The organism is Streptomyces sp. NPDC020845, assembly GCF_044334165.1.
Classification (GTDB): Bacteria; Actinomycetota; Actinomycetes; order Streptomycetales; family Streptomycetaceae; genus Streptomyces.
Genome location: NZ_JBIRSJ010000001.1, coordinates 1,017,145 through 1,043,614, shown reverse-complemented (window position 1 = coordinate 1,043,614; position 26,470 = coordinate 1,017,145). Strand labels below are relative to the sequence as shown.

The window sequence follows — 26,470 nt, the reverse complement described above, 5'->3', positions numbered from 1 at the left end:
CCCGATGAGCCGCGCCGACGCCACCACGACGGACCCGCGCTCCATGCACTTCGTCATGCCCGGTGGCGTGGCCGATCCGGCCGCGCCGAGCGGTGGCAACACCTATGACCGCCGGGTGTGCCGGGACCTGCCGGGCGCCGGCTGGCAGGTCCACGAGCACGCCGTCGCGGGCAGCTGGCCGCAGCCGGACCCCGAGGCACGAGCGGAGCTGGCCCGTGTCCTCGCCGAGCGGCCGGACGGCAGCGTCGTCCTCCTCGACGGTCTTGTGGCCTGCGCCGTGCCGTACATCGTCGTGCCCGAGGCGCGGCGGCTGCGCCTGGCGGTGCTGGTGCATCTGCCACTGGGCGACGAGACGGGGCTCACCCCCGGCCGGGCGGCTGACCTGGACGCGCTGGAGCGCAAGACGCTGCGCGCCGTCCCGGCCGTGGTGGCGACCAGTGACTGGGCGGCCCGCAGGCTGGTGGCCCACCATGGGCTCGCCCCCGCCCGGGTGCACGTCGCCGCGCCCGGCGCGGACCCCGCGCCCCTGGCACCCGGCACCGACGGCGCCTCGCGGCTGCTGTGCGTCGCCTCGGTGACCCCGCGCAAGGGGCAGCACCTGCTGATCGAGGCCCTGGCCGAGGTGGCCGACCTGCCGTGGAGCCTGCTGTGTGTCGGCGGCCTCGGCCAGGACCCCGACTATGTGACCCGGCTGCGCGAACTGGTCGACGAGCACGGCCTGGGCGACCGGGTGCGGATCGTGGGACCGCGGGCCGGTGCGGAGTTGGACGCCGGCTATGCGGCGGCCGACCTGCTGGTGCTCACCTCGTACGCCGAGACGTACGGCATGGTCGTGACCGAGGCCCTGGCGCGGGGAATTCCGGTGCTGGCGACGGCAGTGGGCGGGGTCCCGGAGGCGCTGGGGCGGGCTCCCGACGGCGGACTGCCGGGCGTCCTCGTGCCTCCGCGGGACCCTGCGGCGCTCGTCGCGGCGCTGCGCGGCTGGCTCGTCGGACCGGGCGTGCGCGGGCGGTTGAAGGCGGCCGCGCGGGGACGGCGCGCCGCTCTGGGCGGATGGGAGACGACGGCGCGGCGCATGGCCGACGTGCTGGAACAGCTTCGATGCGAACCACGGAGGGCCGCATGAACACCACCGACGTGCCGCTGTACCAGCCGGAGTGGCTGGAGCTGCGGGAGCGCGCCGACGCCGCGGCCCGCGCCGTGGAACTCCTCGACCCGCTGCGCGGCTGGCTGGCGGAGGCCGGGCGGCCCGGCGGGCTGGTGATCCACGACCTGGGCTGCGGCACGGGTTCCATGGGCCGCTGGCTCGCGCCCCGGTTGCCCGGCCCCCAGCACTGGGTGCTGTACGACCGCGATCCGGCGTTGCTGGGCCGGGCCGCCGCGCAGACGCCCGCAACGACCGCCGACGGCGCGGGTGTCACGGTTCTGACCCGGCGCGCGGACCTCGGCGAGCTGGCCGCGGAGGATCTGGCCGGGGCCTCGCTGGTGACCGCGTCCGCTCTGCTGGACGTGCTGACCCGGGACGAGGTGGACGCGCTGGTCGCCGCCTGCGCCGAGGCCGGTTGTCCGGTGTTGCTGGCGCTGTCGGTGGTGGGGCGGGTCGAGCTTTCGCCGGCCGACCCGTTCGACGGCGAGATAGCTGAGGCGTTCAACGCCCATCAGCGCCGCGGCGGTCTGTTGGGGCCTGACGCGGTCATGGTGGCCTCCGATGCCTTCGCCCTGCGGGGCGCGTCGGTGCGGGTGCACAGCAGCCCGTGGCGGCTCGGCGCGGGCGAGTCCGCGCTGACGGCCCAGTGGCTGCGGGGCTGGGTCGAGGCGGCCTGCGAACAGCGGCCGGTTCTGGCGCCACGCGCCGAGGCGTATCTGCGCGACCGCCTGGCGGCGTGCGCCGCGGGCGAGTTGCGGGTGGTGGTGCACCACAGCGATCTGCTGGCGCTGCCCGGGACGACGGGTGGGGCGTCGTGAACGCGGGGGCGCTCAAGGCGCGGCTCGGCACGATCGCCGGTGCGGTCATCCTCGCCGTGGTGGTGTGGCGGGTGGGTACGGGCGCCTTTCTGGACGGCGTGCGCCGGATCGACGCCGTGACTCTTCTGGCGGCGCTTGCTCTGGGCCTGTTCACCACGGTCTTCAGCGCCTGGCGCTGGTGTCTGGTGGCCCGGGCGCTGGGCATCCGGCTGCCGCTGGGCGCGGCCGTGGCGGACTACTACCGGGCCCTGTTCCTGAACGCGGCGCTGCCCGGCGGTGTCCTCGGCGATGTGCACCGCGCGGTGCGGCACGGGCGCGACGCCGGTGATGTCGGCCGGGGGGTGCGCGCGGTGGTGCTGGAGCGGGCCGCGGGCCAGGTGGTGCTGGCCGCGGTCGGCTTGGGGATTCTGCTGACCCGGCCGTCCCTGGCGGTGGCGGAGATCTGCCACCTCGTCGGCCGGCCGGCCGCGGCGCCGGGCGCCTTGGCGGTCCTCGCCGCGGTGTGCGCCCTGGCCGCCGTGGCCGTCGTACGGCTGCGCGGCAGACCCCGTACGTCACGGTGGCGCCGCGCGGTCCGCGCCGCGCTGGGCGAGGCGCGGCGCGGACTGCTGGCCCGGGGGTGCTGGCCGGGGGTGGCGGTCTCGTCCGTGGCGGTGCTGGCCGGGCATCTGGGGACGTTTCTGCTGGCCGCCCGGGCCGCCGGATCAAGTGCTCCGCTGGCCGAGTTGCTGCCCCTGATGGTGCTGGCGCTGCTCGCCATGGCGCTGCCGCTGAACGTCGGCGGCTGGGGTCCCCGGGAGGGCGTCACCGCGTGGGCCTTCGGCGCCGCCGGCCTGGGCGCGGCCCAGGGGCTGACCGTCGCCGTGGTCTACGGAGTGCTCACCTTCGCGGCGAGCCTGCCCGGTTTCGCCGTGCTCGTGGGGCAGTGGTTCGCCGGGTTGCGACGTTCCCAGGTCGATCTCGAAGAGGGTGTCCTCGCCGAGGTGGGCGCGGCGCGTGGGCGGGCGGAGCGCGTCCCGCATGACGGACGTACCGGCGAAGCGGAGCCCGGGGACACCGTCGCCGAGCAGCACCGGGGCCACGGTGACGTAGAGCCGGTCCAGCGCCCGCTGGTGAAGGAAGCGCGACACGGTGACACCGCCGCCCTCGATCAGCACCCGGCCCAGGCCGCGTCGGGCCAGGGCCTCCAGCAGGCTCCGGGGCTCGAAGGCCTCGCGGTCCGGCAGGGTCAACACGTCGACGTGGCTGCCGTGGCCGCCGATGCCGCCATGGCCGCTGTCGCCGCCGACCGACCCGTGCTGGCCGCGGCCGCTGTCCGCGGCCACCACCCACAGGGTGGGAGCTGAGCCATCGGTGAACACCCGGCGTTGCGGCGGCACCCGGCCGTGCGGATCGAGGACGACGCGCACCGGGTTGGTCCCCGTGCATGCGCGCACCGTCAGCTGGGGGTCGTCGGCGACGGCGGTGCCGGCTCCGACGACCACGGCGTCGGCGAGGGCGCGGAGGTGGTGCAGATGAGCGCGGTCTTCCTCGCCGGTGACATAGTCGGCGTCGCCGGTGCGGGTGGCGATGAAACCGTCCAGGCTCTGGCCGAGTTGCGCGAAGGCCAGGCGCGGGCCGGCCAGGCACAGCGGCAGATAGCGGTCGGTGAGGATGCGCGCCCCGGGCGAGACCGCCTGCCGCCACCGCAGGCCGCCGTCGGGGCCGCGGACCAGCCCGGCGGCCTCGGCGTCCGCCTCGGACCGGATGGCGCGCAGCCGTTCCCAGGCCGCCGTCTCGTCGAGCGCGGTCATCGGGGCTCCTTCAGGGTCAGCAGGGAGAAGTACTCGGCGAAGGAATCGACGAGCGCGGTGAGAATTTCCTTTCCTTTCTCAGCGGTTGCCAGGGAGGGGCGGCCGATGACTCCGGATTCGGTGTAGGCCGCCATACCGAGGGTGAGGAGATGTCTGCGATCGTCGGCAAGGAAATCGGATGCTTCATAGCCGGGGCGGACGAGTTCCGGATGGGCGTGCAGGAGGATGGATGTCTCGACTTCCCCCGCGTGCATATCGCTCTGGGACGAGGTCCGCACTCCCGCTTCGGTACGTGCGGTGTCCCAGTCCGCCGATCCCGGGAAGAGCGCCATGCGGGTACCGGTGCCGGCGGACTCCTGAACCACATTGCGCAGTACGTAATTTCCGCCGTGTCCGTTGACCAGAATCAGGGCGTCGACACCGGACCGGCGGAGCGATGCGGCGATATCCCGCACAACGGCATGGAGGGTCGCGGCGGAAATGCTGACCGTCCCCGGCCATGCCTCGTGCTCATGCGAACACGAGATGGTGAGCGGGGGAAGGAGACGGACCGAATATACGGCGGCGATCTCCCGGGCTATGGTGCAGGCGATGACCGTGTCGGTCACCAGGGGCAGAAATTCCCCGTGTTGTTCGAAGCTGCCGATGGGGAGGACCGCGACGCCGGCCTTCCGGGCCCGTATGTCCTCGGTGGTGTCCGGCGGCAGCAGGCCAGGGGCCTGCGGTCGTGTTTCCGAACCTGTCATGTCTGTCAGGCCTTTCGCTCTGCGTTCCGTCCTTGTGTGCGCGATGCCAGGCTACGCGGTCGGGCGCACTTCCACTGGCCGAACGTGATGAACCGGACAGCGAGGTTGGTTTCCTTTGTCATTTTTCACGCACCCCGCGAGTATTCTGCGGATTCCCAGTTAGGATCAGAACATGACAGAAAGCGATGGCCCGTTCAGCGAGAACGCTCGACCGTCAGGCGTCCAGCGAGTGGCGCAGGTCCAACTGTCCACCGAGTACGGCGTTTTTCTTGCGGTCGGCTACTTGGACACCATTCGCGGGGATGAACAAATAGCGCTGGTCTACGGCGATGTCGCGGGCGATCGAGCGCTTACCCGCCTGCATTCGGAGTGTCTGACCGGGGACGCCTTCGGGTCCCGGCACTGCGAATGCGGCGATCAGCTGTCCGCGGCGCTGCGCGCCATCGCGAGCGAAGGGTGCGGCGTTCTCGTCTACCTCCAAGGTCACGAGGGGCGTGGCATCGGACTGCTGGCCAAGCTCCGGGCGATGCAACTCCAGGCGGAGGGGTTGGACACCGTGGAGGCGAACCTCGCGCTGGGGCTCCCGGTCGACGCCCGTGACTACCGGGTGGCGGCGGATATCCTGCACGACCTCGGCGTACGGTCGGTGCGGCTGCTGTCGAACAACCCGCGCAAACGCGAGTCGCTGCTGCGGCATGGCATCAAGGTCGCGGAACAGGTGCCACTGCTGATACCTCCACGCGAGGAGAACTTCGCCTATCTACGGGCCAAGGCGGACCGTCTCGATCACCATCTGCCGCATTTGGACAGCGTGGCCGAACGGTCCTGACGGCCCCTCGGCCGACACCCCAGGTGTGCCCGCCGGCGCAAGGCGTCGGCGGGCACACCGCGTCTCAAATGCGCCACCCTATCGCCACGCGACACGGCCGACTCCGCCGCGTGGCGCCTGCAGTTGAAATATACACCGCACACGGCTCGGTGGTCTCATGAAATCCCTTTTCCATGAACGGCCATATCCGTAAACCCCGGGTAACACCCAGGTCACGGGCTTCCCTTCAGATATTTGTATGTGTTGTGAGCATTCCGTTCGCAAAGTGTGCCCGATGTGCCACACTTCCATTCGCACGACGGGAGCGGCCGTCTGCACGGCCCTTCGGGGACGGCCCGCACGCGGGCCGTGCGCTGCCCGGAAAGGAGTTGCGGCTGGAGTGGACAGTGAACCGGTCACGGTGACTGCCGCATATCGAGTGAATCCGGGCCAGGAGAGCGAGTTCTATGCCTGGGCCATTGCGATGCTGAATGTCACGGCCCGCCTTCCGGGATATTTAGGGGGCGGCGTGCTGGGCTCCGGGCAGGGCAGCGGAGAGTGGCATGTCATCTACCGATTCGACAGAGAAGAATCCGCCCAGGCCTGGGAGTACTCGCTCGAACGCGCCCGCTGGGCGACCCGGGCAGGGTCCTTCATACAGGAGACCGGGGTGCAGCGCAGGGCCGGTCTGAAAAACTGGTTCGAAGGGCCGGTACGACCCCTGCCACCGCCTCCCAAATGGAAGCTCTGGCTGGTGAATTTGAGTGCGGTTTTCCCTCCCGTCCTCATCTTCAATGTTCTGGTGATCCCATTTCTGGGAGATACCAATTTCCTGCTGCGGACCCTGGCTCTCTGTCTTGGCGTGACCGCGATGGTGACCTGGCTTGTCATGCCACGCCTGCAAATGCTCTTGAAGAAGTGGCTGTATCCGCCGCTTCAGTCGATTCGGGGGCGCCACAAGCGGGTGGCGGCGAACGGCCCGCGTTCGCGCCGGTAAAGGCGCGCGAACCGATCGGGCCCTGGCCGAGGCGATGGACCCGGCCGGTCGTAAAGCGAGGAGGCAATACAGATGGACGCGCTGAAGACGCTCCTGATCGACCATCACGACTCGTATACCTACAACCTTTTCCAGCTGCTCACGGAGGTCAACGGCGAGGAGCCGGTGGTGATCCTCCACGACTCGCCCGAGTGCCTGGATCCGAATCTGCTGGATTTGTCGGACCCGTCGGGTCGGTCGGGCCTCGCGGGTCTCTCGAGGTTTGACAACATCGTGGTGTCGCCCGGCCCCGGCCACCCGGCCGACCCGCGTGACTTCGGGGCCACCGCCCAGCTGATCGAGCGGTCCCCCATACCGGTCCTCGGGGTGTGCCTCGGCCACCAGGGCATCGCCCTCGGCGCCCAGGCCCGGGTGGTGGCCGCCCCCGAACCCCGCCACGGGCATCTCTCCCGGATCCGGCACGGCGAGCGCGGGCTGTTCCGCGGGCTCCCCCAGGACTTCACCGCCGTCCGCTACCACTCACTGTGCGTGGCGGAACCGCTGCCCCTGCCCCTCCAGGCCATCGCCTGGTCCGAGGACGGCGTGCTGATGGCACTGCGCCACCGCACCCGGCCGCTGTGGGGGGTGCAGTTCCATCCGGAGTCCGTTCTCACCGGATACGGCCACCGGATCCTGGCCAACTTCCGCGATCTGACCCGCGAATACGCGGCCATGACCGCGGACAAGTCGTCCGCGCCACCGCCCGCGGCGGCCCGCCCCGTGAAACACCGGGAGCTCGCCAACACCGCTCCGGCCGCGGCCGCTTACCCGCCCGCGAAGCGGACGGCGGTCGCCGAGGACAGCGTCGGCTACCGGCTGCACTCCCGGTGGCTCGCCGTCCCGATCGACACGGAGGCGGCCTTCACCCGTCTGTACGCGGACGCGCCGCGCGCGTTCTGGCTGGACAGCGCGCGGACCCGGTCCGGTGAGGCGCGCTTCTCCTTCCTGGGCGACGGCCGAGGCCCGCTGGCCGAGTTCGTCCGCTACGACGTGAGCCGGGGCGCCTGCGAGGTCGAGCGGGCGGGCAAGCCCGTCACCCACGTCCCCGGCAGCGTCTTCGACCACCTCAAGAAGGAGCTGGCGCGCCGCCGCGTCGCCGCCCCGACCCTCCCGTTCGACTTCACAGGCGGCTACATCGGCTACTTCGGCTACGAGCTCAAGGCCGACTGCGGCTCCACCAACCGGCACGAGGCAAAAACCCCCGACGCCTGCTGGCTGTTCGCGGACCGGTTTCTCGCAGTCGACCACCAGGAGGGCGTCACCTACGCCCTGTGCCTGACCGAGGACACCCCGGACGGCCACCGCGAGGCCGCCGAGTGGCTGGACGACACCATCACCACGCTCACCGGCCTCCCGGTGGGCGGCGAGCTCGCCCCTCCCCCGACGGCCTCCGGGGCCACCACGGCCGCCGTCGAGCCCTGGCTGGTGCGGGGCCGGGAGCGGTACCTGGCCGATATCGAGGCCTGCCAGCGGGAGCTGAGGGCCGGCACCAGCTACGAGATCTGTCTCACCGACTCGGCCTGGCTGCCCGCGCCGGACGATTCATACGCCTTCTACCGTGCGCTGCGCCGCCTCAACCCCGCGCCGTACGCGGCCTTCCTACGGTTCGGCGAGGCGGATGTGGCGTGTGCCTCCCCCGAGCGCTTTCTGCGGGTCAGCCCCGACAGAACGGCCGAGGCCAGGCCGATCAAGGGCACGGCGCCGCGCGGCCGGAACGCCGACGAGGACGCCCGGGCCCGGGCCACCCTGGCCACCAGCCCGAAGACCCGCGCCGAGAACCTGATGATCGTCGATCTGCTCCGCAACGACCTGGGACGGGTCTGCGCGCCCGGGACCGTACGTGTCCCCGATCTGATGCACACCGAGACCTACGCCACCGTCCATCAGTTGGTGTCCACCGTGCGCGGCAGGCTCCACGAGGACAGGGGCGCCGTCGACTGCGTACGGGCCTGCTTCCCCGGCGGATCCATGACCGGAGCGCCCAAGGAGCGGACCCTGGAGATCATCGACACGTTGGAGACCGAGGCGCGCGGCGTCTACTCCGGGGCGCTCGGCTTCCTCAGCTGCAACGGCGCAGCGGACCTCAACATCGTCATCCGCACCGCCGTGTTCACCGGCGGCCGGATGCACATCGGCGCGGGCGGGGCCATCGTCCTGGCGTCCGACCCGGAGGAGGAGTACCAGGAGATGCTGCTCAAGACGGCCGCGACCATGCGCGCCTACCACGACGTCGGCGCCCTGCCACCCGGGGAACCCCCAGAGTCGACAGGCGCGCTGGTGGCCGCCTCCGCCCCCGCCGAGGAGGCGGACCGGTGACCGCCGCGCCCGCGCCGGCCAATCTGGCCGAACACCTCGCGGTGCGTGCCGAACAGGAGGGGTGGTCGGCCCGGCCCGCGTTTGTGGAGGGCCACCGCGTATGGACCCACGGCGAGATCCACGACCTGGCCGCGCGCATGGCCACCGTGCTGGCGCGGCGTGGGGTGACGGCGGGCGACCGGATCCTGATCGCCCTGCCCGACGGAGTCCCCTGGGTGAGCGCGTTCCTGGCCACGGCGCGCCTGGGCGGGATCGCGGTGCTGGTCAACCCCGCGCTCACCGCGGACGAGCACCGTTTCATGGCCGAGAACTCCAAGGCCGTGCTGTGTGTCTCCGGGCCCGGCATCGAGGACCACTTCGAGGCGGACTGCTGGCTGGGGGCGGACCAGTTGTCGGCGCTGGCCTGCACCGCTTCCCCGGCCACCGCCGCGGAGCCGGTGACCGCCCGCGCCCCGCTGTACATCCAGTACACCTCCGGGACCACCGGCCGCCCCAAGGGGGTGGTGCACTGCCACGGCGACCCGGCGGCCTATTGGGAGCTGGTGGGCAAGGACGTCCTCGACATCGGCCCCGACGACGTGTCGTTCTCCGTGTCCCGGCTGTTCTACGCCTACGGCTTCGGCAACGCCTTCGTCTTCCCCCTCTTCTCGGGGTCGTCCGCGGTGCTGACCTCCAGCCGTCCCGGCCCCTCCCTGACGGACGACGTCATCGCCCGGCACCGGGTGAGCGTGCTGTACTCCGTGCCGTCCGCGTACGCGGCGCTGGTGGACGAGCGCGGCGCCGGGCACGCGGCGTGCTTCTCCTCGGTGCGCGCCGCCGTCAGCGCCGGCGAGGGGCTGCCCGGCACGCTGGGGGAGCAAGTGGGCGAACTGCTCGGGGCGCCGGTCCTGGAGCAGATCGGATCCACCGAGGCGGGACACGCGTTCTGCGCCAACTCGGTATGGGCCAACTCCCCGGGCACCGTGGGCCTTCCGGTGCCCCGTTTCGAGCTGGAGCTGCGGGACGGCACCGGCGCCGTCGTACCCGACGGCGCGGAGGGAGAGCTGTGGGTGCGCGGCCCGACGGTGACGCCCGGCTATCTGGGGCTGCCGGAGGAGTCCAGGGCCAGGCTGGTCGGCGGATGGCTGGGCACCCGGGACCGGGCGCGCCGCGAGCCGGACGGCAGCTACCGGCATCTGGGGCGGGTGGACGACCTGGAGATGGTCGGCGGGATCACCGTCTCGCCGCTGGAGGTGGAGAACGTGCTGCGGCGCCATCCGTCGGTGCGGGAGGTCGCGGTGGCCGCCGTGCCCGACGACCGGGGGGCCACGCGGCTGCACGCGTTCGTGGTCCCGGCCGCCCCCGCGGGGGAAGGCTCGGGGATCGACGGGCGGGCGCTCAGCGCGGATCTGATCGCCCTGGCCCGGCGGCGGCTCGCCTCCTTCAAAGCCCCCAGGGCGGTGCATCTGGTGCCCTCCCTGCCCCGGACGCCTTCGGGCAAGCTGCGCCGCCATCTGGTGCGGCAGGGGGCCTGGTGAACGGCGGGCGCCCCGCGGCGGGGCCCGCTCCGTTGACGTACAACGAACGTGTAGGGAACCGGATATGTTGCGACAGCTGATGCCCGAGCACGGGTTCTACATCGGGCTGATGTTCCAGGAGGCCGCGGCCCGGCACGGCAATGTGCCGGTGACCTTGGACCGCCCGCTGGACATCGCCCCGGACGCCGGTACGGAGCTGGGCTACGCCGAACTCGCGGACCTGGTGGACGACATGGCCGGACGGCTGTGGGCGGCCGGGGTACGGCCGAGCGAACACGTGGCCATCCACAAGTCGGACAACGTCGATATCGCGCTGCTGGCCTGCGCGGCCTCCCGGATCGGCGCGGTCCCGGCGCTGTTGTCGCCATCGCTGGACGGGTCGGTGACCGGGGTGCTGCTCGACCGGCTGCACGCGCCCTGGCTGATCACCGACCACGCGACGCTGGGGGGCGCCCTGAGCGGTCTTGACACGGGGCTGGCGCGCGGTGTGCTGACGGTGGACGACGCCCCCGACGCACCGGGGCACACGATCGCGCTGGCGACCTACGAAGGGGCGCCGCGGCGTCCCGCCGTACGGCTGCACCCCCAGGAGCCCTCCCTGATCACCCACAGCTCGGGGACCACCGGGATCCCCAAGCTTGCGGTGCACTGCCCGTACGCCATGTGGAACCGGCTGGTGCCGCAGAAGGCGCTGGGCCGGTCGACCCGTGGCGAGCCCGCCGCGCTGCACATGTCGTATGTGCACTCCCGCTTCTACCATCTGCTGGGCGTGCTGCTGCACTTCGGCAGCCCGCTGCTGCTGCTCGTCGACCCGGACCCGGCCCACGCCGGCCCGCTGCTGGCGGCGCACCGCCCCGGCATCGTCGAGACCCATCCCAACACCTTTGTGCTGTGGGAGGACCTGGCCGCCGCCCCCGGCGCGCCACTGTCCAACGTCCGCGCCTACGGCTCCACGTTCGACGCGATCCATCCGCGCACCGTCCGCCGGCTGCTGGGCGCGTCCCGGCGCCGCGCGCCGCATCTGGTGCAGCTGTACGGGCAGAGCGAGACGGGCCCGGTGGTCTTCCGCCGGCACGGCCGCAGGGACGCAGGCCGCGCAGGGGGGCGGCGGGTCGGCAACGCGATCCCCGGGTTCACTCGGATCCGGGTGGTGGACGAGCGCGGCAGGAAATGTCCGCCCGGCACACCGGGGGCCATCGAGGCCCGCACCCGTGGCCGTATCCTCACCTACCTCGGCGCGCCCGAGCTGTACGCCCGGCAGGTGGACCGGGGCTGGTGGCGGATGGGCGACATGGGCTATCAGGACCGGTGGGGCGGGCTGTATCTGATCGACCGGGAGGTCGATCAGATCCCGGCGCTGAGAAGCAACCTGGAGATCGAGGACACGCTGCTGTCGCGTCTCGGCGAACTGCGCGAGGTGGTCATCGTGGCCGGTCCTGACGAGCGGCCCGTACCGCTGGTGTGCACGCGCGGGGACGAGCCGCTGGAGGACGGCAGGTGGCGGCGGGCCACCGCGGACCTGCCGGGGCTGTCCGCACCGGTGCACTGCCGGTTCCAGGACCTGCCCCGGACCGGCACCTGGAAGATCAAGCGCCTGGAGATCGCCCGGCTGCTCGCCTGTGGCGAGTTGCCCACGCTCTCCCCGGCGCGGGCCGGGGGCTGAGGTGGCGAAGGGGCGGCGGCCGGTCCTGGTGGTGGGCGCCGGGCCGGTGGGGATGACGGCCGCGCTGGCCCTCACCGCCCGGGGAGTGCCGGTCACCGTGCTGGAGGCCGGGCCGCGGGGGCGGGTGCGGCCCGGCAGCCGGGCGCTGTTCGTCCACCGGCGGTCGCTGCGGCTGCTGGAGCGGGCCCGGCCGGGCCTCGGCGCGCGCATCGCGGCGTACGGGACAACCTGGCGCACCCGGCGCACGCTGTACCGCGGCCGCGAGGTGTACGCCCGGACCGCCGCCCCCGCCGCCGACGGCGACGAGCTGCCCCCGTTCACCAGTCTGCGCCAGGTGGACACCGAGCGGTTCCTGTACGAGGCGTGTGTCTCGGCGGACGTGGAGTTCTGCTGGGACGCGGAGGTGAGCGGCGCCCGGGTGGCCGGTGGCGAGGTGACGGTGGCCGCGGCGGACGGCCGGACCTGGACGTCGAGCCATGTGGTGGCGGCCGACGGCGCGCGGTCAGCGGTGCGCGGGGCGCTGGGCATCCCGCTGGAGGGCGGCCGGTCCGAGGGGTATCACGTGGTGGTGGACGTGGCGGAGCCGGACGGCGACGGGCTGCCGGTGGAGCGGGTGTTCCACTACGAGCATCCGGGCACCGGCGGCCGCAGCGTGCTGCGAGTGCCGTTCACCGGAGGCTTCCAGATGGATCTGCAGTGTCACGCCGACGACCCGCCGGAGGACTACGACAGCGAGGAGGCGGTGCGCCGGTGGCTGCCCCCGCTGGCCGGCGAGCGCTACACGGACCAGGTCCTGTGGGTGTCGCGGTATCACTTCCTGCGCAAGGTGGCCGCGTCGTTCACCGACCCGGGAGGCCGGGTGCTGCTGGTCGGAGAGGCGGCGCACCTGTTCCCGCCCTTCGGGGCGCGGGGGATGAACAGCGGGATGGCGGACGCGGAGGCGGCGGCCGAGGCGGTGGCGGTGGCGTGCCGCGATCCGGCGCGGGCGCCGGCGGCGGTCGGCGAGTTCGCCGCGGTGCGTCGCGCCGCGGCGGTGTTCAACAGCGCGGCGGCCGGGGCTGCGCTGGCGCATCTGCGGCCCCGGCGCTGGGGGCGGGCCGCCCAGCGCGCGGCGGCGACGCTGGCGCCCGTGGTACCCCGGTGCGGGGCGTGGCTGGAGCGCGCGCCCTACGGGCCGCGCCACGGACCGCCGGGCGCGGCGACCGGCAGCCCCTCGCCCGGTGGATACTGAACCCGGCTCGGACATGAAGGAGCACGTGAGGATGGAGATGGCCGCGGTGTGGCAGGTCGGCCAGGACGTAGGGAAGGAGCCGGACATCCGGGCGTTGATGTGGTGCGAGGACCGTGGTCTGACACCATGCCGACCGGTGCCGGACACGGCGCTGCTGGCCGCCGATTCCTGGCTGGTCGACGAGGGGCGGGTGCGGGGCCTGGACTTGCATCGCCGCCGGTTCGTCGCGGCCTGCGCGGAGGCGACGGGCGACTCTCCGGCACGGATCGAGAGGTTCTGGCGGGAGGCGGTCGACCTCCTGCCGCGCGCCGGTGCGTGGTTTCCGCGGGTGGAACTCGCCGGCCCTGAACCGGCCCGGCTGTTTCTGCGGATACGCCCCGCGCCGCCGCGCACCGAGAGCGTGGCCGTGTGGGTCAGCGAGGAGGCCGACCCGCGAGTCCTCCCCCGCCGTAAGGGGCCCGATCTGTCCCTGCTGGCCGAACTGCGCGGGCGGGCCACCGCACGGGGGGCGCAGGAGCTGCTGCTCACCACGCCGGACGGGCTGGTGCTCGAAGGGGCGACGGCGAGTGTCCTGTGGTGGGACGGGGACGTCCTGTGCCGCCCCTCCCCCGGGCTGCCACTGCTCGCGGGCGTGACATCGGCCCTGATCGAGGAGCGCGCCGCGCGGCTGGGCGTGCCCGTGGAGCACCGCCGGCCCACCGTGGCGGACCTGGATGGTCGCGAGGTGTGGTTCGTCAACGCCCTGCACGGCATCCGGCCGGTGACCGAATGGCTCGGCAGCCCGCTGCGCGCGGGCCCGGCCACACACGCGGCCTCCTGGCAGAACTGGCTCGACACGGCAACGGAACCACTGAACGACACGAACGGAGCTTCCCGATGACCATGGCCCCCGGCACCGCACCGACCCCCCGGATGAATCTCAAGCAGCTGACGCCCAAGGTCTCGGCGGCGATGGGCGAACTGCACGCGGCGGCGGCGCTGGCGGCCTCCGAGGCGGGGCTCGAACCCGAGCTGCTGGAACTGATCAGGATCCGCGCGTCGCAGCTCAACGGCTGCGCCTTCTGTCTGGACCTGCACACCAAGGACGCCCGCGCCCACGGCGAGAGCGACCAGCGGCTCCACACACTGAGCGCCTGGCGGGAGACGCCGTTCTTCACCGACCGGGAGCGGGCCGCCCTCGCGCTGACCGAGGCGGTCACCTCGGTTCAGGACGGGCAGGTGCCCGATGAGGTCTACCGGGCCGCGCGCGAGGTGTGGGACGAGCCGCAGGTGGCGGCGATCATCTGGGCCGCCGTCGTCATCAACGCGTACAACCGCATCGCGATCAGCACCCGGATGGTCCCGGGCTAGTGCTCGGGTGGCGTCGCGCCCGTGACGGAAAATCAGATGCGGGCGCGGCGTGGGCCCTGGCACGCTGCCGCGGTGAATCGTGAAAAGATCTCCAGGCTCGCCCACGCCGACCATCCGATCGCTTCCCCCATCGACGACGACGCGGTGCGCCGACTGCTCGAAGTGGGCCTGCCGCGCGGCGACGAGCGGGTGCTCGACCTCGGCTGCGGCGGCGGGGAGTGGCTGCTGCGCGCCTTGTCCGCGCAGCCCAAGGTGCATGCCGAGGGCGTCGACATCTCCGAACCCGCCCTGGCCGATGCCCGGGCGGCGGCCGAGCGCCTCGGGGTCGCGGACCGGCTCGTCCTCCACCAGCAGGAGGCCGACGGCTTCTCCTCACCGCACTCCTTCGACCTCGTGCTCAGCGTCGGTGCCGCCCACGCCTTCGGCGGGCTCCTCCCCACGCTCGCCGCGGCGCGCCGCCATCTGGCCCCCGGCGGGCGCGTCCTGATCGGTGACGGGTACTGGGAGCGCGAGCCGTCCCCGGAGGCCGTCGAGATGCTGGGCGACTTCGACGACCTCGCGACCACTGTGGACCGGGTCGCCGCTGACGGATGGACCCCCGTCCACGGGCACGTCAGCACGCGCGGGGAGCTGGACGCGTACGAATGGGCCTGGACGGGTTCGCTGACCCGCTGGGCCCTGGACCACCCCGAGGACCCCGGCAGCGCCCAGGCGCTCGAGACGGCCGCCGACCACCGCAGCGGGTGGCTGCGCCACTACCGGGACTCCTTCGGCTTCGTCCACCTCATCCTGCGCAGCACAAAGGCGTAACTGGGCCCGCCCGCCCCGCCACGCCGCGGCCGATTGCCGTCGCGGGGCGACACGTCCCTGGTTGAATCGCCCCGTACGGGGACGATTCACATCCCGTGTCGGCCGCGCGGGACCGGGACGCAGGAGGCGGTGGGGCCCACGTGAGCAGCACATCTCGCCCTCCGCACGGCCGACGCGCACGGCGCGTGGCCCGGGCCGGCCGCCCCGGCCATCGGGCCCGCGCCGCCGCATCACTGCGCGCGGCGGAGCGGCGGGGCGGGGCCGACCTGGTGCACCCCGGGCTGCGCCTCGCGGCGGCGTACGCATGGCGGCTCCTGGTGGTCGGGGCGCTCGTCTACGCGGCGTTCAAGGTGCTGGGGCGATTCGAGCTCGTCGCGGTGGCGGTGTTCCTGGGGCTGGTGGGGACCGCGCTGCTGCGGCCGCTGGCCGACCTGTTGGAGCGGCTGGTCCCGCGGCCCCTCGCGGTGGCGGTGGCGCTGATCGGCAGCATCATCGTGGTGCTCGGCCTGCTGGCGCTGGTGGGCGGCGTGGCGGCCGCGGAGTCGGGCAGGCTGGTGGGCGAGTTCCGCGGCGGGGTGGGCCGGATCAGCCGCTGGCTGGAGCAGCCGCCGTTCCGGATCAAACACGGCACGCTTCAGGGGCTGCACGAGCGGATCAGCGCCTTCGTCGCGACCCACCGGGGGGCGCTGATCAGCCGGGCGCTCAGCGGCGCCAACCGGGTCGTGGAAGCGCTCACCGGCGCGGCCCTGGCCCTGTTCTGCTCGGTGTTCTTCATCTACGGCGGCGACCGGATGTGGCAGTGGTTCCACGCCCAGCTGCCCGAGACCGCCCGGTCTCCGTGGGACCGGGGGGCCCGGGCGGCGTGGTCCACGTTCGCGGGCTATACGCGCGGCATCATCATCGTGGCGGCCTCCAACGCGACGCTGGTGGGCATCGCCCTGTTCCTGCTGCGGGTGCCGCTGGCGCTGCCGCTGACGGTGCTGGTGTTCTTCGCCACCTTCATCCCCCTGATCGGCGCGCCCATCGCGCTGGCCGTGGCGACCGTGGTGGCGCTGGCCGGGCGGGGCCCGGTCATCGCCGCCGCCGTGCTGGTGCTCATCGTCGTCATCGGCCAGATCGAGGGACATGTGCTCCATCCGCTGGTGATGAGCTGGGCCGTACAGCTGCACCCGGTGGTGGTCGCGATCTCGGTCATCGGCGGCAGCCTCGTCGCCGGGGTGATCGGCGCGATCGTGGCCGTGCCGATGGTGTCGGTCGTCTGGTCGGTGGTACGTACGCTGCGCACCGGGGACTGACGATCGCTCAGCCCTTGCCGCGCCGCGCGGCACCGGCCGCGAAGACGGCGCCGAGCAGCAGCGCGGACAGGGCGGCTACGGCCGGGGCGGGCGGGCCGGCCGGATGGCCGTCGGCCCGGACCGCGCCCATGAAGAGGACCGGCCAGATCCAGGCCGCGGGCAAGACGATCCGGGGCACCGCCGAGAGCGGCGCCACCAGACCGGCGACCGTGATGGCCGCCGCGACCGCCCACCACCACCGCGGGGCGCCCCGAAGGAGGATGCGGAGCTCGCCCGCCAGCAGCCGCCCGAAGGCCCCGCCCGGCCGCACCACGGTGCGCGGCGGACCGGTGAACTCCGGGGCCGACGGGGCCGCCACGGGCGCGGGTGTGCCGCCCGGCCGGGGCTGCGGTGACGCACCGCCACGGGCGGGTCGAACCGGCCGAACCAGAGCGCGGGGAGCAGCGCCGCCACGGCCGCCGCCAGGACCAGGGCCAGCCGCGTGGCCAGGAAGTCCATGCTCGGGGTGAACCCGTCCCATACGAAGGTCCGCAGCGGCCGGTCGACATAGGTCAGGCCCAGGCCGAATTCCTGACCGGACAGATCGAGGTGGCGGGCCATCATATCGGCCCGCATCGAGGCGACGACACCGTGCACTCCGATGCCGCCGAGCGGTACGCCGGGCCCCTGGCCGCCGAGCGCGACGGCCAGCCATCCGCATCAGTGAGGACTTTCCGGCGCCGTTGGGGCCCAGCAGACCCAGCAGGCCGGGGCCAAGACGGAGCGTCATATGGTCCACGGCCCGTTTTCCGCCCCGGTAGACCTTGCTGACATCGATCAGTTCGAGCATGGGGCCACTGTCGCCGGGCGGGGTGCGCGGGCGCTTCGCGGCGGGGAGGGAATTCCGGTTCCCCCGGCCGGGGGAAGGCGCCTCTGGCTCTCAGGGGGGAGGTGGGCGGTGTGGGGTGACCACCATACTTGCGCCCGTGTGGAGATCGCCCGACTGGAAACGACCCGTCCGGAAGCCGCCCGCGGGGAAACTGCCCGTGGGGAGGTCCATCGGCTGTGCGGACACTGTGCGGGGCTGGGTGTACGCGCTGGCCGGCACGGCCTGGAGCCTGCCGCCGGTGGCGGTGGCCCTCGCCGTGACGGCGGGGGTGGCCCGGTGGTGGCCGGCAGGGCTTCGCTGGGTGTGTTTCGGAGCCGTGTTCGCGGCGCTGCTCACGGCCGGCGGCCGCCCGCGTGCGGTACGGGCGCGGTGTGTGCGCCTGGCCAACCGGCTGCTGCGTACCGGGCTGCCCGCACCTGTCGCGTCCCCCGGCGCCGGTCCGCGTGACCTCGTACGCACCCCGGCATGGCTGGCGCTGCACATGGCGGTGGGCTGGGCGGTGGTGGCCGTGACGGGTCTGCTGGGGATGTCGGCGGCGGTGCTGCCGGCGGTCTGGCTCGGCGGTGGCGAGCGGATCGCTCTGCTCGGTCTGTCGGTGCGGGTGGCGGGCGGATGGCGGGGCGGATGGGCCCCACTCGCCGCGGTCGGCTGTCTCGCGGCGGCGGCGTGGCTGTGCGCGGGTGCGGTGGCCGTCCTGCGGTGGGCGGCTCCGGCCCTGCTCGGACCCCGGCCGGCCGAGCGACTGGCCGCGCTCGAGGAGCGTACGCGCCTGCTGGCCGGGCGCAACCGGCTGGCGCAGGAGTTGCACGACTCCATCGGGCACACCCTCACGGCCGCCACCATCCAGGCGGCCGTGGCCGCGGAGTTGCTGGACCGGGAGCCGGAGGCGGCCCGGCGCGCGCTCAGCAGCATCGAGGAGTCCTCCCGCAGCGCGATGGACGACCTGGACCATGTGCTCGGCGTACTGCGGGAGGGCAAGGCCCCGACGGCCCCGCAGCACACGCTCGGCGATCTGCGCGCCCTGCTGGAGCGGGTGCGGCTGACCGGTACCGAGGTGCACGCCGACCTCGACGGCGACTGGGCGCGGGTGCCGGCGGCCGTGTCCCGGGAGGCCTACCGCATCGTCCAGGAGGGGCTGACCAACGCCCTGCGCCATGCCCACCGGGCGCCGGTGACGCTGCGCGTGGCGGTGGCGGGCGACTGGCTGGAGGTGGAGCTCAGCAACCCGATGACGGGCGGCCGCGCCCTCGGCCTCACCCGGCCCGGCCGGCGGGGGCAGGGCCTGACCGGGATCGCCGAGCGCGTAGGGCTGCTGCGCGGCGAGGTCAGCGCCGGTCGGGTGGCGGGCGGCCGGTGGCGGCTGGTGGCCCGGATACCGCTAAGCGGTCTCGGGTAGGTCCGGGTGGGAGAAGGAGGGGGTACCGCCCAGGCCCGCAGGGCCGAGGGGGAGGATCGAGGGGCAAGCATGGGCGTGCCCCGTGAGGAGAGCGCGCGGCTCCTCCAGCTACCGCTGGGCGGTACCCCCTGCGTGCGACGAGCGGGGTGCGGCTGGGGGCACCTCCCGTGCGGAGCTACGGGGGAGCCGCCCATCGCACGCGACGCAGCCCGGACCTACCCGAGACCGCTTAAGGTCGGCGCCATGAACACCGCGCCCGTGACCGTGCTCATCGCCGACGACGAGGAGCTGACCCGCACCGGACTGCGGGCCCTGCTGTCGGCCAAGCCTGACCTGGAGGTGGTGGGCGAGGCGACGGACGGCGCCGAGGTGCTGCCGCTGGTCCGGGCCACCCGCCCGGACGTGGTGCTGATGGATGTGCGGATGCCCGGGATGGACGGCATCGAAGCCACCCGGCAGCTGCGGTCGGCCCTGGAGGACCCGCCCAAAGTCGTGGTGATCACGACCTTCGAGAGCGATGAACACGTCTATGACGCGCTGCGGGCGGGCGCCGACGGCTTCATCCTCAAGCGGACGCCGTCGCAGGCGATCGCACACGCCATACGGCTGGTGGCCACGGGCGACTCGGTGCTCTTCCCCGACGCCGTACGCAGGCTGGTGGCGGCCCGCCCGCTGCCCCCGGTCGGCCCGGCCGTCGGCCACGCGCCGCTGACCGCCCGTGAGACCGAGATCCTGAGGCTCATGGCCACCGGTCTGTCCAATCCGGACATCGCGGGCCGTCTGACGGTCAGTCTGGAGACCGTCAAGACCCATGTGAGCAATCTGCTGACCAAGCTGGGCGCCCAGAACCGCACCCAGGCAGTCATCCTGGCCTACGAGTCCGGCCTCGTCGTCCCCGGTGGCCGCTGAGCCGCGGGCGCACCGGGCGCCGGCGCACCGAGCGCGATGGCGGACCACGCGGCGTCTGAGGGAATCCCTAGAGCTTCCCTCGCGCCGCACCCCATCACTTCCATTGGTATGGACATATCAAGCTGGCGGGCTCTAGGCTCCTCCGCGATCGGCCATGAGAGCGCTCTCAGGTCTCCCCTGTTCTGCCCTCGTTTCGCAGCGCAACAGAAGGAGAACTGCCATGCGACGCACGACCGCCGTCCGTGTCGGCCTGTCCGCCCTACTGGTCCTCGGCTCCCTGACAGGCGCCGGCACCGCACTCTCCACCGCCGCGGCCACCCCCGGCCCCGAATCGTCCGCCCCATCCGCGAAGCTCGTCAGCACTCTCGGCCGCGACCTGGGCCTGACGGAGGGACAGGCCAAGGCCCGTCTGCGTCAGGAGGCGGCGGCCATGAAGCTGGCGCCGAAGGCCGAGCGCGCAGCGGGCAAGGCGTTCGGCGGCTCCTGGTTCGACGCGCACACCGGAAAGCTGGTCGTCGGCATCACCAGCCAACAGCAGGCCGAGGCCGTGCGGGCGACCGGCGCCACCGCCCGGACCGTCCGGCACACCGCGAAGGAGCTCGACGCGGTGAAGGCGAGACTCGACGCGAAGGCCGGGAAGAAGGCCGCCCCGGCCGGGGTGAGCAGCTGGCGCGTCGACCCGAAGGCCGGCAGCGTGGTGATCTCCGTCCGCCGGGGATCCGAGGGCGACGCCGCCGTACGCGCGTTCGTCAGCGCGGCGAAGGACCAGGCCAAGCGGGCGGGCTCGATCCCGGTCACGGTCGAGAAGGCCGCCGCGCAGGCGCCGACCACTCTGGCCGCAGGCACCGTCGGCGGCGACCCGTACTACACCGGCAACGTCCGCTGCTCCATCGGCTTCTCGGTGCAGGGCGGCTTCGTCACGGCAGGACACTGCAGCGGCGCCGGCGCCTCCGTCAACGGCTGGGACGGCTCGTACGTCGGCAACTTCCAGGGCTCGTCCTTCCCCGGCAACGACTACGCGTGGGTCAGCGTCGGCAGCGGCTGGTGGACCGTCCCGGTGGTGCTCGGCTGGGGCACGGTGCCGGACGCGCTGGTCCGCGGCTCCGCGGAGGCCCCGGTCGGCGCCTCGATCTGCCGCTCCGGCTCCACCACCCACTGGCACTGCGGCACGGTGCTGGCCAAGAACGAGACGGTGAACTACAGCCAGGGCGCGGTGTACCAGATGACCAAGACCAATGTGTGCGCCGAGCCCGGTGACTCGGGCGGTTCGTTCATCAGCGGCGACCAGGCCCAGGGCGTGACCTCCGGCGGCTGGGGCAACTGCAGCAGCGGCGGGGAGACCTGGTTCCAGCCGGTGAACGAGATCCTGTCGACGTACGGACTGCGGCTGCACACCGCCTAAGGCCCGAGCGGCCTGAAGACAGGCGTGGGAGGCGGGCCTTGTCCGGCCCGCCTCCCACTGTCGACTACAGGGTCACACCCGCACCAGGTCCGCGATGTCCACGGGGCGTCCGGTGGCGAAGGACTGGTTGGCCGCCAGGCCCGCGGCCAGGGCGAGCGCACCGTCGACCTCGTTCGCCCGCAACCCCGCCGCATCACCGGTGTCGGGCGCGGCCTCGGGGTCGACGGGCCCGTAGAGCGCGTCCAGCATGCGCGCGTCGCCACCGCCGTGGCCGGCGTGGTCGTAGTCGGTGACGGCCACCTCGTGCGGGGGCTCCCACAGCGGGTGGACGGTGATGCGGTGGCCGCCCGCGTTGGCGAGCGCGGTGTCGCCGTGGACCGCGCCCTTGGCGGAGGCGAGCCGGGCCCGGGGCGGCTGCCACAGGCTCTCCTCGACCTGAAGCTCGAGGCGGCCACGCGTCCCGTTGAACATCACCCGGTAGCCCTCCCACGGCGAGTAGGCGGTGAGGTGGTACGTCATGGTGGCGCCGGTGGAGTAGCGCACCAGGAGCGCCATGTCGTCCTCGATGGTGATGTTGTCGCCGAACACGTTGCGGTCGCGCAGATAGCCGTCCTCGCCCTCGGCCCGCAGATACAGGGAGCTCAGTGCCTCGTTGTCCTCCAGGTGGACGGCGAAGGGGTCGTCGGCCGCGGCCTGCGCCCCGTGGGCCCGGTCGTAGTCCCTCCGGTAGCCGGTGCGCTCCCCCGCCTCCCGGCCGTAGAAGGCGAGCCGCCCGTAGCCGAAGACCTGCTCGGGGCGGGCGCCGAGCCACCAGTTGACGAGGTCGAAGTGGTGGCTGGACTTGTGCACCATCAGACCGCCGCTGTTGGCCTTCTCGCGGTGCCAGCGGCGGAAGTAATCGGCGCCGTGGCGGACATCGAGCAGCCACTCGAAGTGTACGGAGAGCACATCGCCGATGGCGCCTTCGGCCAGGAGCCGGCGCACCCGCTCATGGACGGGGTTGAAGCGGTAATTGAAGGCCACGGAGAGGCTGTTGCCGGTGCGGCGCACCGTTTCCAGGATGCGGGCGCAGCGCTCGGCGTCGACCGTCATGGGCTTCTCTGTGACGACGCGCGCGCCGTGTTCCAGGGCGGGGACGATGTAGTGGTCGTGGAGCGCGTCCACGGTGGTGACCAGCACCTCGTCGATGTCCTCGGTACGCAGCAGCCGTTCGAAGTCCGCCGCCCCGTACGCGGTGGCCGCCGGGCGGCCCGCGGCGGCGAGCAGGTCGTTGTGGTGGGCGATCCGCACCGGGTTGGGGTCGCACAGGGCGGCGATGTGCAGCTGCGGGCGGCGGGAGAAGGCTTCGGTGAAGGTCTGTGCTCGGTGGCCGGTGCCGACGATGGCGACGCGCCTGGCTGTGGTGGTGGCGGCCATGCGAATCCTCTCCCGCTGCTGGGCTGATTGAAGCTGCACGGAAGAGTTGCATTCGTTTGCAGACGCGTCAATGGCAGTAGGTCAAGTGACGGGGCGTCGGTGTGCCCATCGGGTGGACATGTGCGGGAACGATTGCAGAGCGGTCGCCGACGCTGTGGCGATACGCCAACACTCAACTATACGTCCGATCTTTAATGCCACACCTCTCCTCTTCCCCCCTCAATCACGCCTCACCCCTCCCCAGTTATCGGATGACTCTGTAACGTATCCGCCTCGGGAGGCAAACATGGCGAGATCTGTCAGACGCACCACCCTGGCTCTTCTGCTCAGCGCCGTGCTCGCGATGACGCTGTTCGTCACGGCACCCGCACATGCTCAGGACTCGACGTGGACGGTGAGCGGCCCCTCGGCGCGCTCCGGCCCGCAGGCCCGACTGCAACTCGACGCGACCACGGGCGCGCTGACCCTCCAGGTGTCGCGGGGCGGCCGTACGGTGCTCGAACCCTCGCCCCTCGGCATCCGCACCGAGGGCGCGGATCTGTCACGGGGTCTGCGGCTGTCGGGGCGCGAGCGCCATGTGGTCACGGAGCGCTACCGCGCCACCGTCGGCAAACAACGCGTCCGCGACGTACGCATGACCGAGACGAGGTTCCGCTTCCGCGGCGACGGGGGCGCCCGGCTCGACCTCGTGGTCCGGGTCTCGGACGACGGCGTCGCCTACCGCTATGTCCTGCCGAAGGGCAGCGGGGACGTCCTCGGCGAGACCTCGGCCTTCACCCTGCCCACAGACGCGACGGCGTGGCTCGGCGCCTACCGGCGCGACAACGAGAACCTGTTCAACCAGTACCCGGCGGCCACCGCGCCGACCGGCGAGTACATGGCACAGGCGCTGTTCGAGACGCGGGGCACCTACGCCCTGATCGCCGAGTCGGACCTCAGCGGCCGCTACTCCGCCGCCCGACTGGTCCACGAGGCGGGCCGGCCCACCTATCGCATCGGGCTGTGGGACGAGCGGGTCACCTCCGACGGCGCGCTGAGCACACCGTGGCGGGCGCTGGTCGTGGGCGATCTCGCGACCGTCACGGAGTCCACCTTCACCGATGACCTCGCACCCGCCTCGCGGGTCGCCGACACCTCGTGGATCCGGCCGGGGCCCGCCCTGTGGACCTGGCTGGCCGGAGGAAAACCCGCCGGGCAGAGCCTGTCGATGCAGAAGGGGTACGTGGACTACGCGGCCCAGCGCGGCTGGCCGTATGTGGTGGTCGACGCCGGCTGGTACTTCGACCCGGCCCAGTGGGACGTCACCGACCCCGACTGGCAGACGAACAGCTGGATCCCGGAGCTCGTGACCTACGCGCGGGAGCGCGGCGTCGGCATCCAGGTCTGGATCCACCACCGCGATCTGGACACGGCCGAGGAGCGCGAGCAGTGGCTGCCCACCCTGGAGCGGTGGGGCGTGAAGGGGGTGAAGATCGACTTCATGGACTCCGAATCGCAGGACACGCTGCGCTGGTACGACGAGATCCTTCCGGCCACCGCCGCCCACCATCTGCTGGTCAACTTCCATGGCTCGACGATCCCCAAGGGCATCCAGCGCACCTGGCCGCATGTGATGACGATGGAAGGGGTCAACGGCGAGGAGAAGCGCGTCAACAGCGCGCAGCATCTGACCACGCTCCCCTTCACCCGCAACGTCATCGGCTCCATGGACTTCACCCCGGGCGCCTTCCACCGCCCGCAGCGCCCGAACGCGGCCTCGGACGCGGGCGAGTTGGGTCTGTCCGTGCTGTACGAATCGGGCATCCAGAACCTCGCGGGCACCCCCGAGTCGTATGACGCTCGCCCACTCGCGCGGGGCTTCCTCGAACAGCTCCCCGCGGCCTGGGACCGCACCCGGCTGCTCGCGGGGCGGCCCGGCGAGAGCGCGGTGCTGGCCCGGGCGAGCGGCGGGCGGTGGTTCATCGGCGGCACCTTCGCCGGCGCCGCGCACACCGCCGAGGTGCCGCTGCGGCTGGGGTCGGGCACCTGGCTGGTCGATCTGGTCCTCGACGGCCCCGACGGCCTGGTACGCGAACCTCGGGTGATGCGCGGCGGGGACACCCTGTCCGTACCGGTCGTGGCGGACGGCGGCTTCGCGGCCATCGCCTGCCGCTGGCACCCCGGCCGCACCAGCTGCGACCGGACGGCCGCCTGAGCCGGGAGCCGACGCCACACGCCCCACCCGCCGCGCCGGATCACATCGGCGCGGCGGGTGGGGTGCCACCGTTCGGCCGGCTCAGCTCGCGCGCCCGCCGCTTCCGCGCACCTCGAGTCCGTCGAGGAGCTTACGGGTGGCCTCGGCCACCGCCTGGACGGCCTGGTCGAAGACCTCGCGGTTATGGGCGGCGGGCGCGCGGAACCCGGACACCTTGCGGACGTACTGCAGGGCAGCCGCCTCGATGTCCTCGGCGTGGAGCTCGGGCGTCATGGGCGGGCGGAGTGTCTTGATGCTGCGGCACATGCCTCCAGTGTGCGCCCCGCCACTGACAACGGGGGCTTCAGTCCCCGAGGTGGTCGATCTCCCGCATCTTGTTCGTCGCGTCCAGCGCGGCGACCTTGTAGGACTCGGCGAAGGTCGGATAGTTGAACACCGCGTCGACCAAGTAGTCGACGGTACCGCCGCATCCCATCACCGCCTGGCCGATGTGGATCAGCTCGGTCGCACCGGTGCCGAAGCAGTGCACCCCCAGCAGCCGCCGGTCCTCCGGGGACACCAGCAGCTTCAGCATGCCGTGCGAGTCGCCGACGATCTGGCCGCGGGCCAGCTCACGGTAGCGCGAGACGCCGACCTCGAACGGCACACACGCATCGGTGAGCTGGTCCTCAGTGCGGCCGATGAAGCTGATCTCGGGGATGCTGTAGATGCCGATGGGCTGAAGGTCGTGGATCGGGTTCACCGGCTCGTCGCAGGCGTGGTACGCGGCGCTACGGCCCTGCTCCATCGAGGTGGCGGCGAGCGCGGGGAAGCCGATCACGTCGCCGACGGCGTAGATGTGCGGCACGGCCGTGCGGTAGTGCTCGTCCACCGTGATCCGGCCCCGCCGGTCGGCCGTGAGGCCCGCCTTGCCCAGGTCGAGGTCGTCGGTCAGCCCCTGGCGTCCGGCGGAGTACATCACCGCGTCGGCGGGGATCTTCTTCCCGCTCTCCAGCACGGTCAGGGCGCCGCGGGCGTGGCGCTCGACCGCCGCGACCGTCTCGCCGAAGCGGAAGGTGACGGCCAGGTCCCGCAGCCGGTACTTCAGCGCCTCGACCACTTCGACATCGCAGAAGTCCAGCATGCCCTCGCGCTGCTCGACCACCGTGACCTTGCTGCCCAGGGCGGCGAACATGGAGGCGTATTCGATGCCGATCACCCCCGCGCCCACAATGACCATGGAGCGCGGCACCCGCTCCATGTTCAGGACGCTGTCGGAGTCCATGATCGTCCGTTCATCGAACTCCACGGACGCCGGGCGCGCCGGGCGGGTGCCCGTGGCGATCACGATATGGCCGGCGGTCAGCAGCTGTTCATGGCCGGCGGCGTCGCGTACGGCGACGGTGTGGTCGTCCACGAAGCGTCCGATACCGGCGAACAGCGCGACCCGGTTGCGGGCCAACTGGCTGCGGATGACGTCCACTTCGCGGCTGACCACATGCTGGGTACGAGCCGTCAGATCGGCAACGGTGATCTCGTCCTTGAGGCGGTAGCTCTGGCCGTACAGATCACGCTGCGTCAGTCCGGTGAGGTAGAGCACCGCCTCCCGCAGGGTCTTGGAGGGGACGGTCCCGGTGTGGATGGAGACGCCGCCGACCATGTCCGGACGGTCGACGACGGCCACGCTGCGGCCGAGCTTCGCCGCGGCGATGGCTGCTTTCTGGCCACCCGGGCCGGATCCGATCACGAGCATGTCAAAATCGGGCACCTGAGAAG

At 72.5% G+C, this 26,470-nt stretch carries 21 protein-coding genes and 2 pseudogenes; 17 read left to right on the top strand and 6 right to left on the bottom strand.

The window, feature by feature from the left end:
• Nucleotides 1–4 precede the first annotated feature (4 nt).
• The 3 genes and pseudogenes from ACH4U7_RS03710 to ACH4U7_RS03700 all read left to right on the top strand — a co-directional run.
• Nucleotides 5–1,126, top strand: coding sequence for a glycosyltransferase family 4 protein (locus ACH4U7_RS03710; RefSeq protein WP_398526378.1), 1,122 nt, complete (start codon nt 5–7; stop codon nt 1,124–1,126).
• Nucleotides 1,123–1,965, top strand: a complete 843-nt coding sequence (locus tag ACH4U7_RS03705; protein WP_398526377.1) for a class I SAM-dependent methyltransferase — start codon at nt 1,123–1,125, stop codon at nt 1,963–1,965. The genes ACH4U7_RS03710 and ACH4U7_RS03705 overlap by 4 nt, the downstream gene beginning before the upstream one ends.
• Nucleotides 1,884–2,804, top strand: a pseudogene (locus ACH4U7_RS03700) (lysylphosphatidylglycerol synthase transmembrane domain-containing protein); the annotation flags it as partial. The gene ACH4U7_RS03705 and the pseudogene ACH4U7_RS03700, both read left to right, overlap by 82 nt.
• A 276-nt stretch (nt 2,805–3,080) precedes the next feature.
• Here ACH4U7_RS03700 and ACH4U7_RS03695 read toward each other — a convergent pair.
• Both ACH4U7_RS03695 and ACH4U7_RS03690 read right to left on the bottom strand, forming a co-directional pair.
• Nucleotides 3,081–3,758, bottom strand: a pseudogene (locus ACH4U7_RS03695) (RibD family protein); the annotation flags it as partial.
• Nucleotides 3,755–4,504, bottom strand: a complete 750-nt coding sequence (locus tag ACH4U7_RS03690; protein WP_398526376.1) for a creatininase family protein — start codon at nt 4,502–4,504, stop codon at nt 3,755–3,757. The pseudogene ACH4U7_RS03695 and the gene ACH4U7_RS03690, both read right to left, overlap by 4 nt.
• A 172-nt stretch (nt 4,505–4,676) precedes the next feature.
• On the opposite strand from ACH4U7_RS03690, the gene ribA reads away from it, so the two are divergent.
• From ribA to ACH4U7_RS03640, 10 genes are all read left to right on the top strand, one after another.
• The gene (gene ribA / locus ACH4U7_RS03685; protein WP_089506028.1) at nt 4,677–5,333 is read left to right on the top strand and encodes a GTP cyclohydrolase II; all 657 of its coding nucleotides are present in this window, start codon (nt 4,677–4,679) and stop codon (nt 5,331–5,333) included.
• Nucleotides 5,334–5,712: 379 nt separating this feature from the next.
• Nucleotides 5,713–6,309: an antibiotic biosynthesis monooxygenase gene (locus ACH4U7_RS03680; RefSeq protein ID WP_398526375.1), complete on the top strand. Its 597-nt coding sequence runs from the start codon at nt 5,713–5,715 to the stop codon at nt 6,307–6,309.
• Between the two features lie 72 nt (nt 6,310–6,381).
• Nucleotides 6,382–8,664 (top strand): aminodeoxychorismate synthase component I, encoded by a 2,283-nt coding sequence (gene pabB, locus ACH4U7_RS03675; RefSeq protein ID WP_398526374.1) that lies wholly within the window; start codon nt 6,382–6,384, stop codon nt 8,662–8,664.
• Nucleotides 8,661–10,181 carry an AMP-binding protein gene (locus ACH4U7_RS03670; protein WP_398526373.1) on the top strand — a complete coding sequence of 507 codons (1,521 nt, stop codon included), beginning with the start codon at nt 8,661–8,663 and terminating at the stop codon, nt 10,179–10,181. The genes pabB and ACH4U7_RS03670 overlap by 4 nt, the downstream gene beginning before the upstream one ends.
• A 64-nt stretch (nt 10,182–10,245) precedes the next feature.
• Nucleotides 10,246–11,844 (top strand): class I adenylate-forming enzyme family protein, encoded by a 1,599-nt coding sequence (locus ACH4U7_RS03665; RefSeq protein WP_398526372.1) that lies wholly within the window; start codon nt 10,246–10,248, stop codon nt 11,842–11,844.
• 1 nt (nt 11,845) lies between these two features.
• The gene (locus ACH4U7_RS03660) at nt 11,846–13,075 is read left to right on the top strand and encodes an FAD-dependent monooxygenase (protein ID WP_398526371.1); all 1,230 of its coding nucleotides are present in this window, start codon (nt 11,846–11,848) and stop codon (nt 13,073–13,075) included.
• A gap of 37 nt (nt 13,076–13,112) precedes the next feature.
• Entirely contained in the window at nt 13,113–13,955 is an 843-nt protein-coding gene (locus ACH4U7_RS03655) for an aminotransferase class IV (RefSeq protein ID WP_398526457.1), read from the top strand.
• Entirely contained in the window at nt 13,952–14,425 is a 474-nt protein-coding gene (locus ACH4U7_RS03650) for a carboxymuconolactone decarboxylase family protein (protein WP_398526370.1), read from the top strand. Before ACH4U7_RS03655 ends, ACH4U7_RS03650 begins: the two co-directional genes overlap by 4 nt.
• 72 nt (nt 14,426–14,497) lie before the next feature.
• On the top strand, nt 14,498–15,235 hold the full coding sequence (locus tag ACH4U7_RS03645) for an SAM-dependent methyltransferase (protein ID WP_398526369.1): 738 nt from the start codon (nt 14,498–14,500) through the stop codon (nt 15,233–15,235).
• Between the two features lie 140 nt (nt 15,236–15,375).
• Nucleotides 15,376–16,530, top strand: coding sequence for an AI-2E family transporter (locus ACH4U7_RS03640; RefSeq protein ID WP_398526368.1), 1,155 nt, complete (start codon nt 15,376–15,378; stop codon nt 16,528–16,530).
• 7 nt (nt 16,531–16,537) lie between these two features.
• On the opposite strand, the gene ACH4U7_RS03635 is transcribed toward ACH4U7_RS03640, so the two are convergent.
• Nucleotides 16,538–16,888, bottom strand: a complete 351-nt coding sequence (locus tag ACH4U7_RS03635; protein ID WP_398526367.1) for a hypothetical protein — start codon at nt 16,886–16,888, stop codon at nt 16,538–16,540.
• A gap of 667 nt (nt 16,889–17,555) precedes the next feature.
• Here ACH4U7_RS03635 and ACH4U7_RS03630 point away from each other — a divergent pair.
• The 3 genes from ACH4U7_RS03630 (at nt 17,556) to ACH4U7_RS03620 (ending at nt 21,105) form a co-directional block, all read left to right on the top strand.
• On the top strand, nt 17,556–18,794 hold the full coding sequence (locus ACH4U7_RS03630; RefSeq protein WP_398526366.1) for a sensor histidine kinase: 1,239 nt from the start codon (nt 17,556–17,558) through the stop codon (nt 18,792–18,794).
• A 243-nt stretch (nt 18,795–19,037) separates the two neighbouring features.
• A complete protein-coding gene (locus ACH4U7_RS03625) occupies nt 19,038–19,703 on the top strand; it encodes a response regulator transcription factor (RefSeq protein ID WP_089506037.1) in 666 nt (221 codons plus the stop codon).
• 220 nt (nt 19,704–19,923) lie between these two features.
• On the top strand, nt 19,924–21,105 hold the full coding sequence (locus ACH4U7_RS03620; protein WP_398526365.1) for a S1 family peptidase: 1,182 nt from the start codon (nt 19,924–19,926) through the stop codon (nt 21,103–21,105).
• Between the two features lie 72 nt (nt 21,106–21,177).
• Here the strand turns inward: ACH4U7_RS03620 and ACH4U7_RS03615 are convergent, their stop codons facing one another.
• Nucleotides 21,178–22,521, bottom strand: coding sequence for a Gfo/Idh/MocA family protein (locus ACH4U7_RS03615; RefSeq protein WP_398526364.1), 1,344 nt, complete (start codon nt 22,519–22,521; stop codon nt 21,178–21,180).
• A gap of 286 nt (nt 22,522–22,807) precedes the next feature.
• Between ACH4U7_RS03615 and ACH4U7_RS03610 the strand changes: the two genes are divergently transcribed.
• Nucleotides 22,808–24,715 carry a glycoside hydrolase family 97 catalytic domain-containing protein gene (locus tag ACH4U7_RS03610; RefSeq protein ID WP_398526363.1) on the top strand — a complete coding sequence of 636 codons (1,908 nt, stop codon included), beginning with the start codon at nt 22,808–22,810 and terminating at the stop codon, nt 24,713–24,715.
• Nucleotides 24,716–24,796: 81 nt separating this feature from the next.
• On the opposite strand, the gene ACH4U7_RS03605 is transcribed toward ACH4U7_RS03610, so the two are convergent.
• Both ACH4U7_RS03605 and sthA read right to left on the bottom strand, forming a co-directional pair.
• Entirely contained in the window at nt 24,797–25,021 is a 225-nt protein-coding gene (locus tag ACH4U7_RS03605) for a DUF2277 domain-containing protein (protein ID WP_398526362.1), read from the bottom strand.
• Nucleotides 25,022–25,058: 37 nt separating this feature from the next.
• A complete protein-coding gene (gene sthA, locus ACH4U7_RS03600; RefSeq protein WP_398526361.1) occupies nt 25,059–26,462 on the bottom strand; it encodes a Si-specific NAD(P)(+) transhydrogenase in 1,404 nt (467 codons plus the stop codon).
• Between the last annotated feature and the right edge of the window lie 8 nt (nt 26,463–26,470).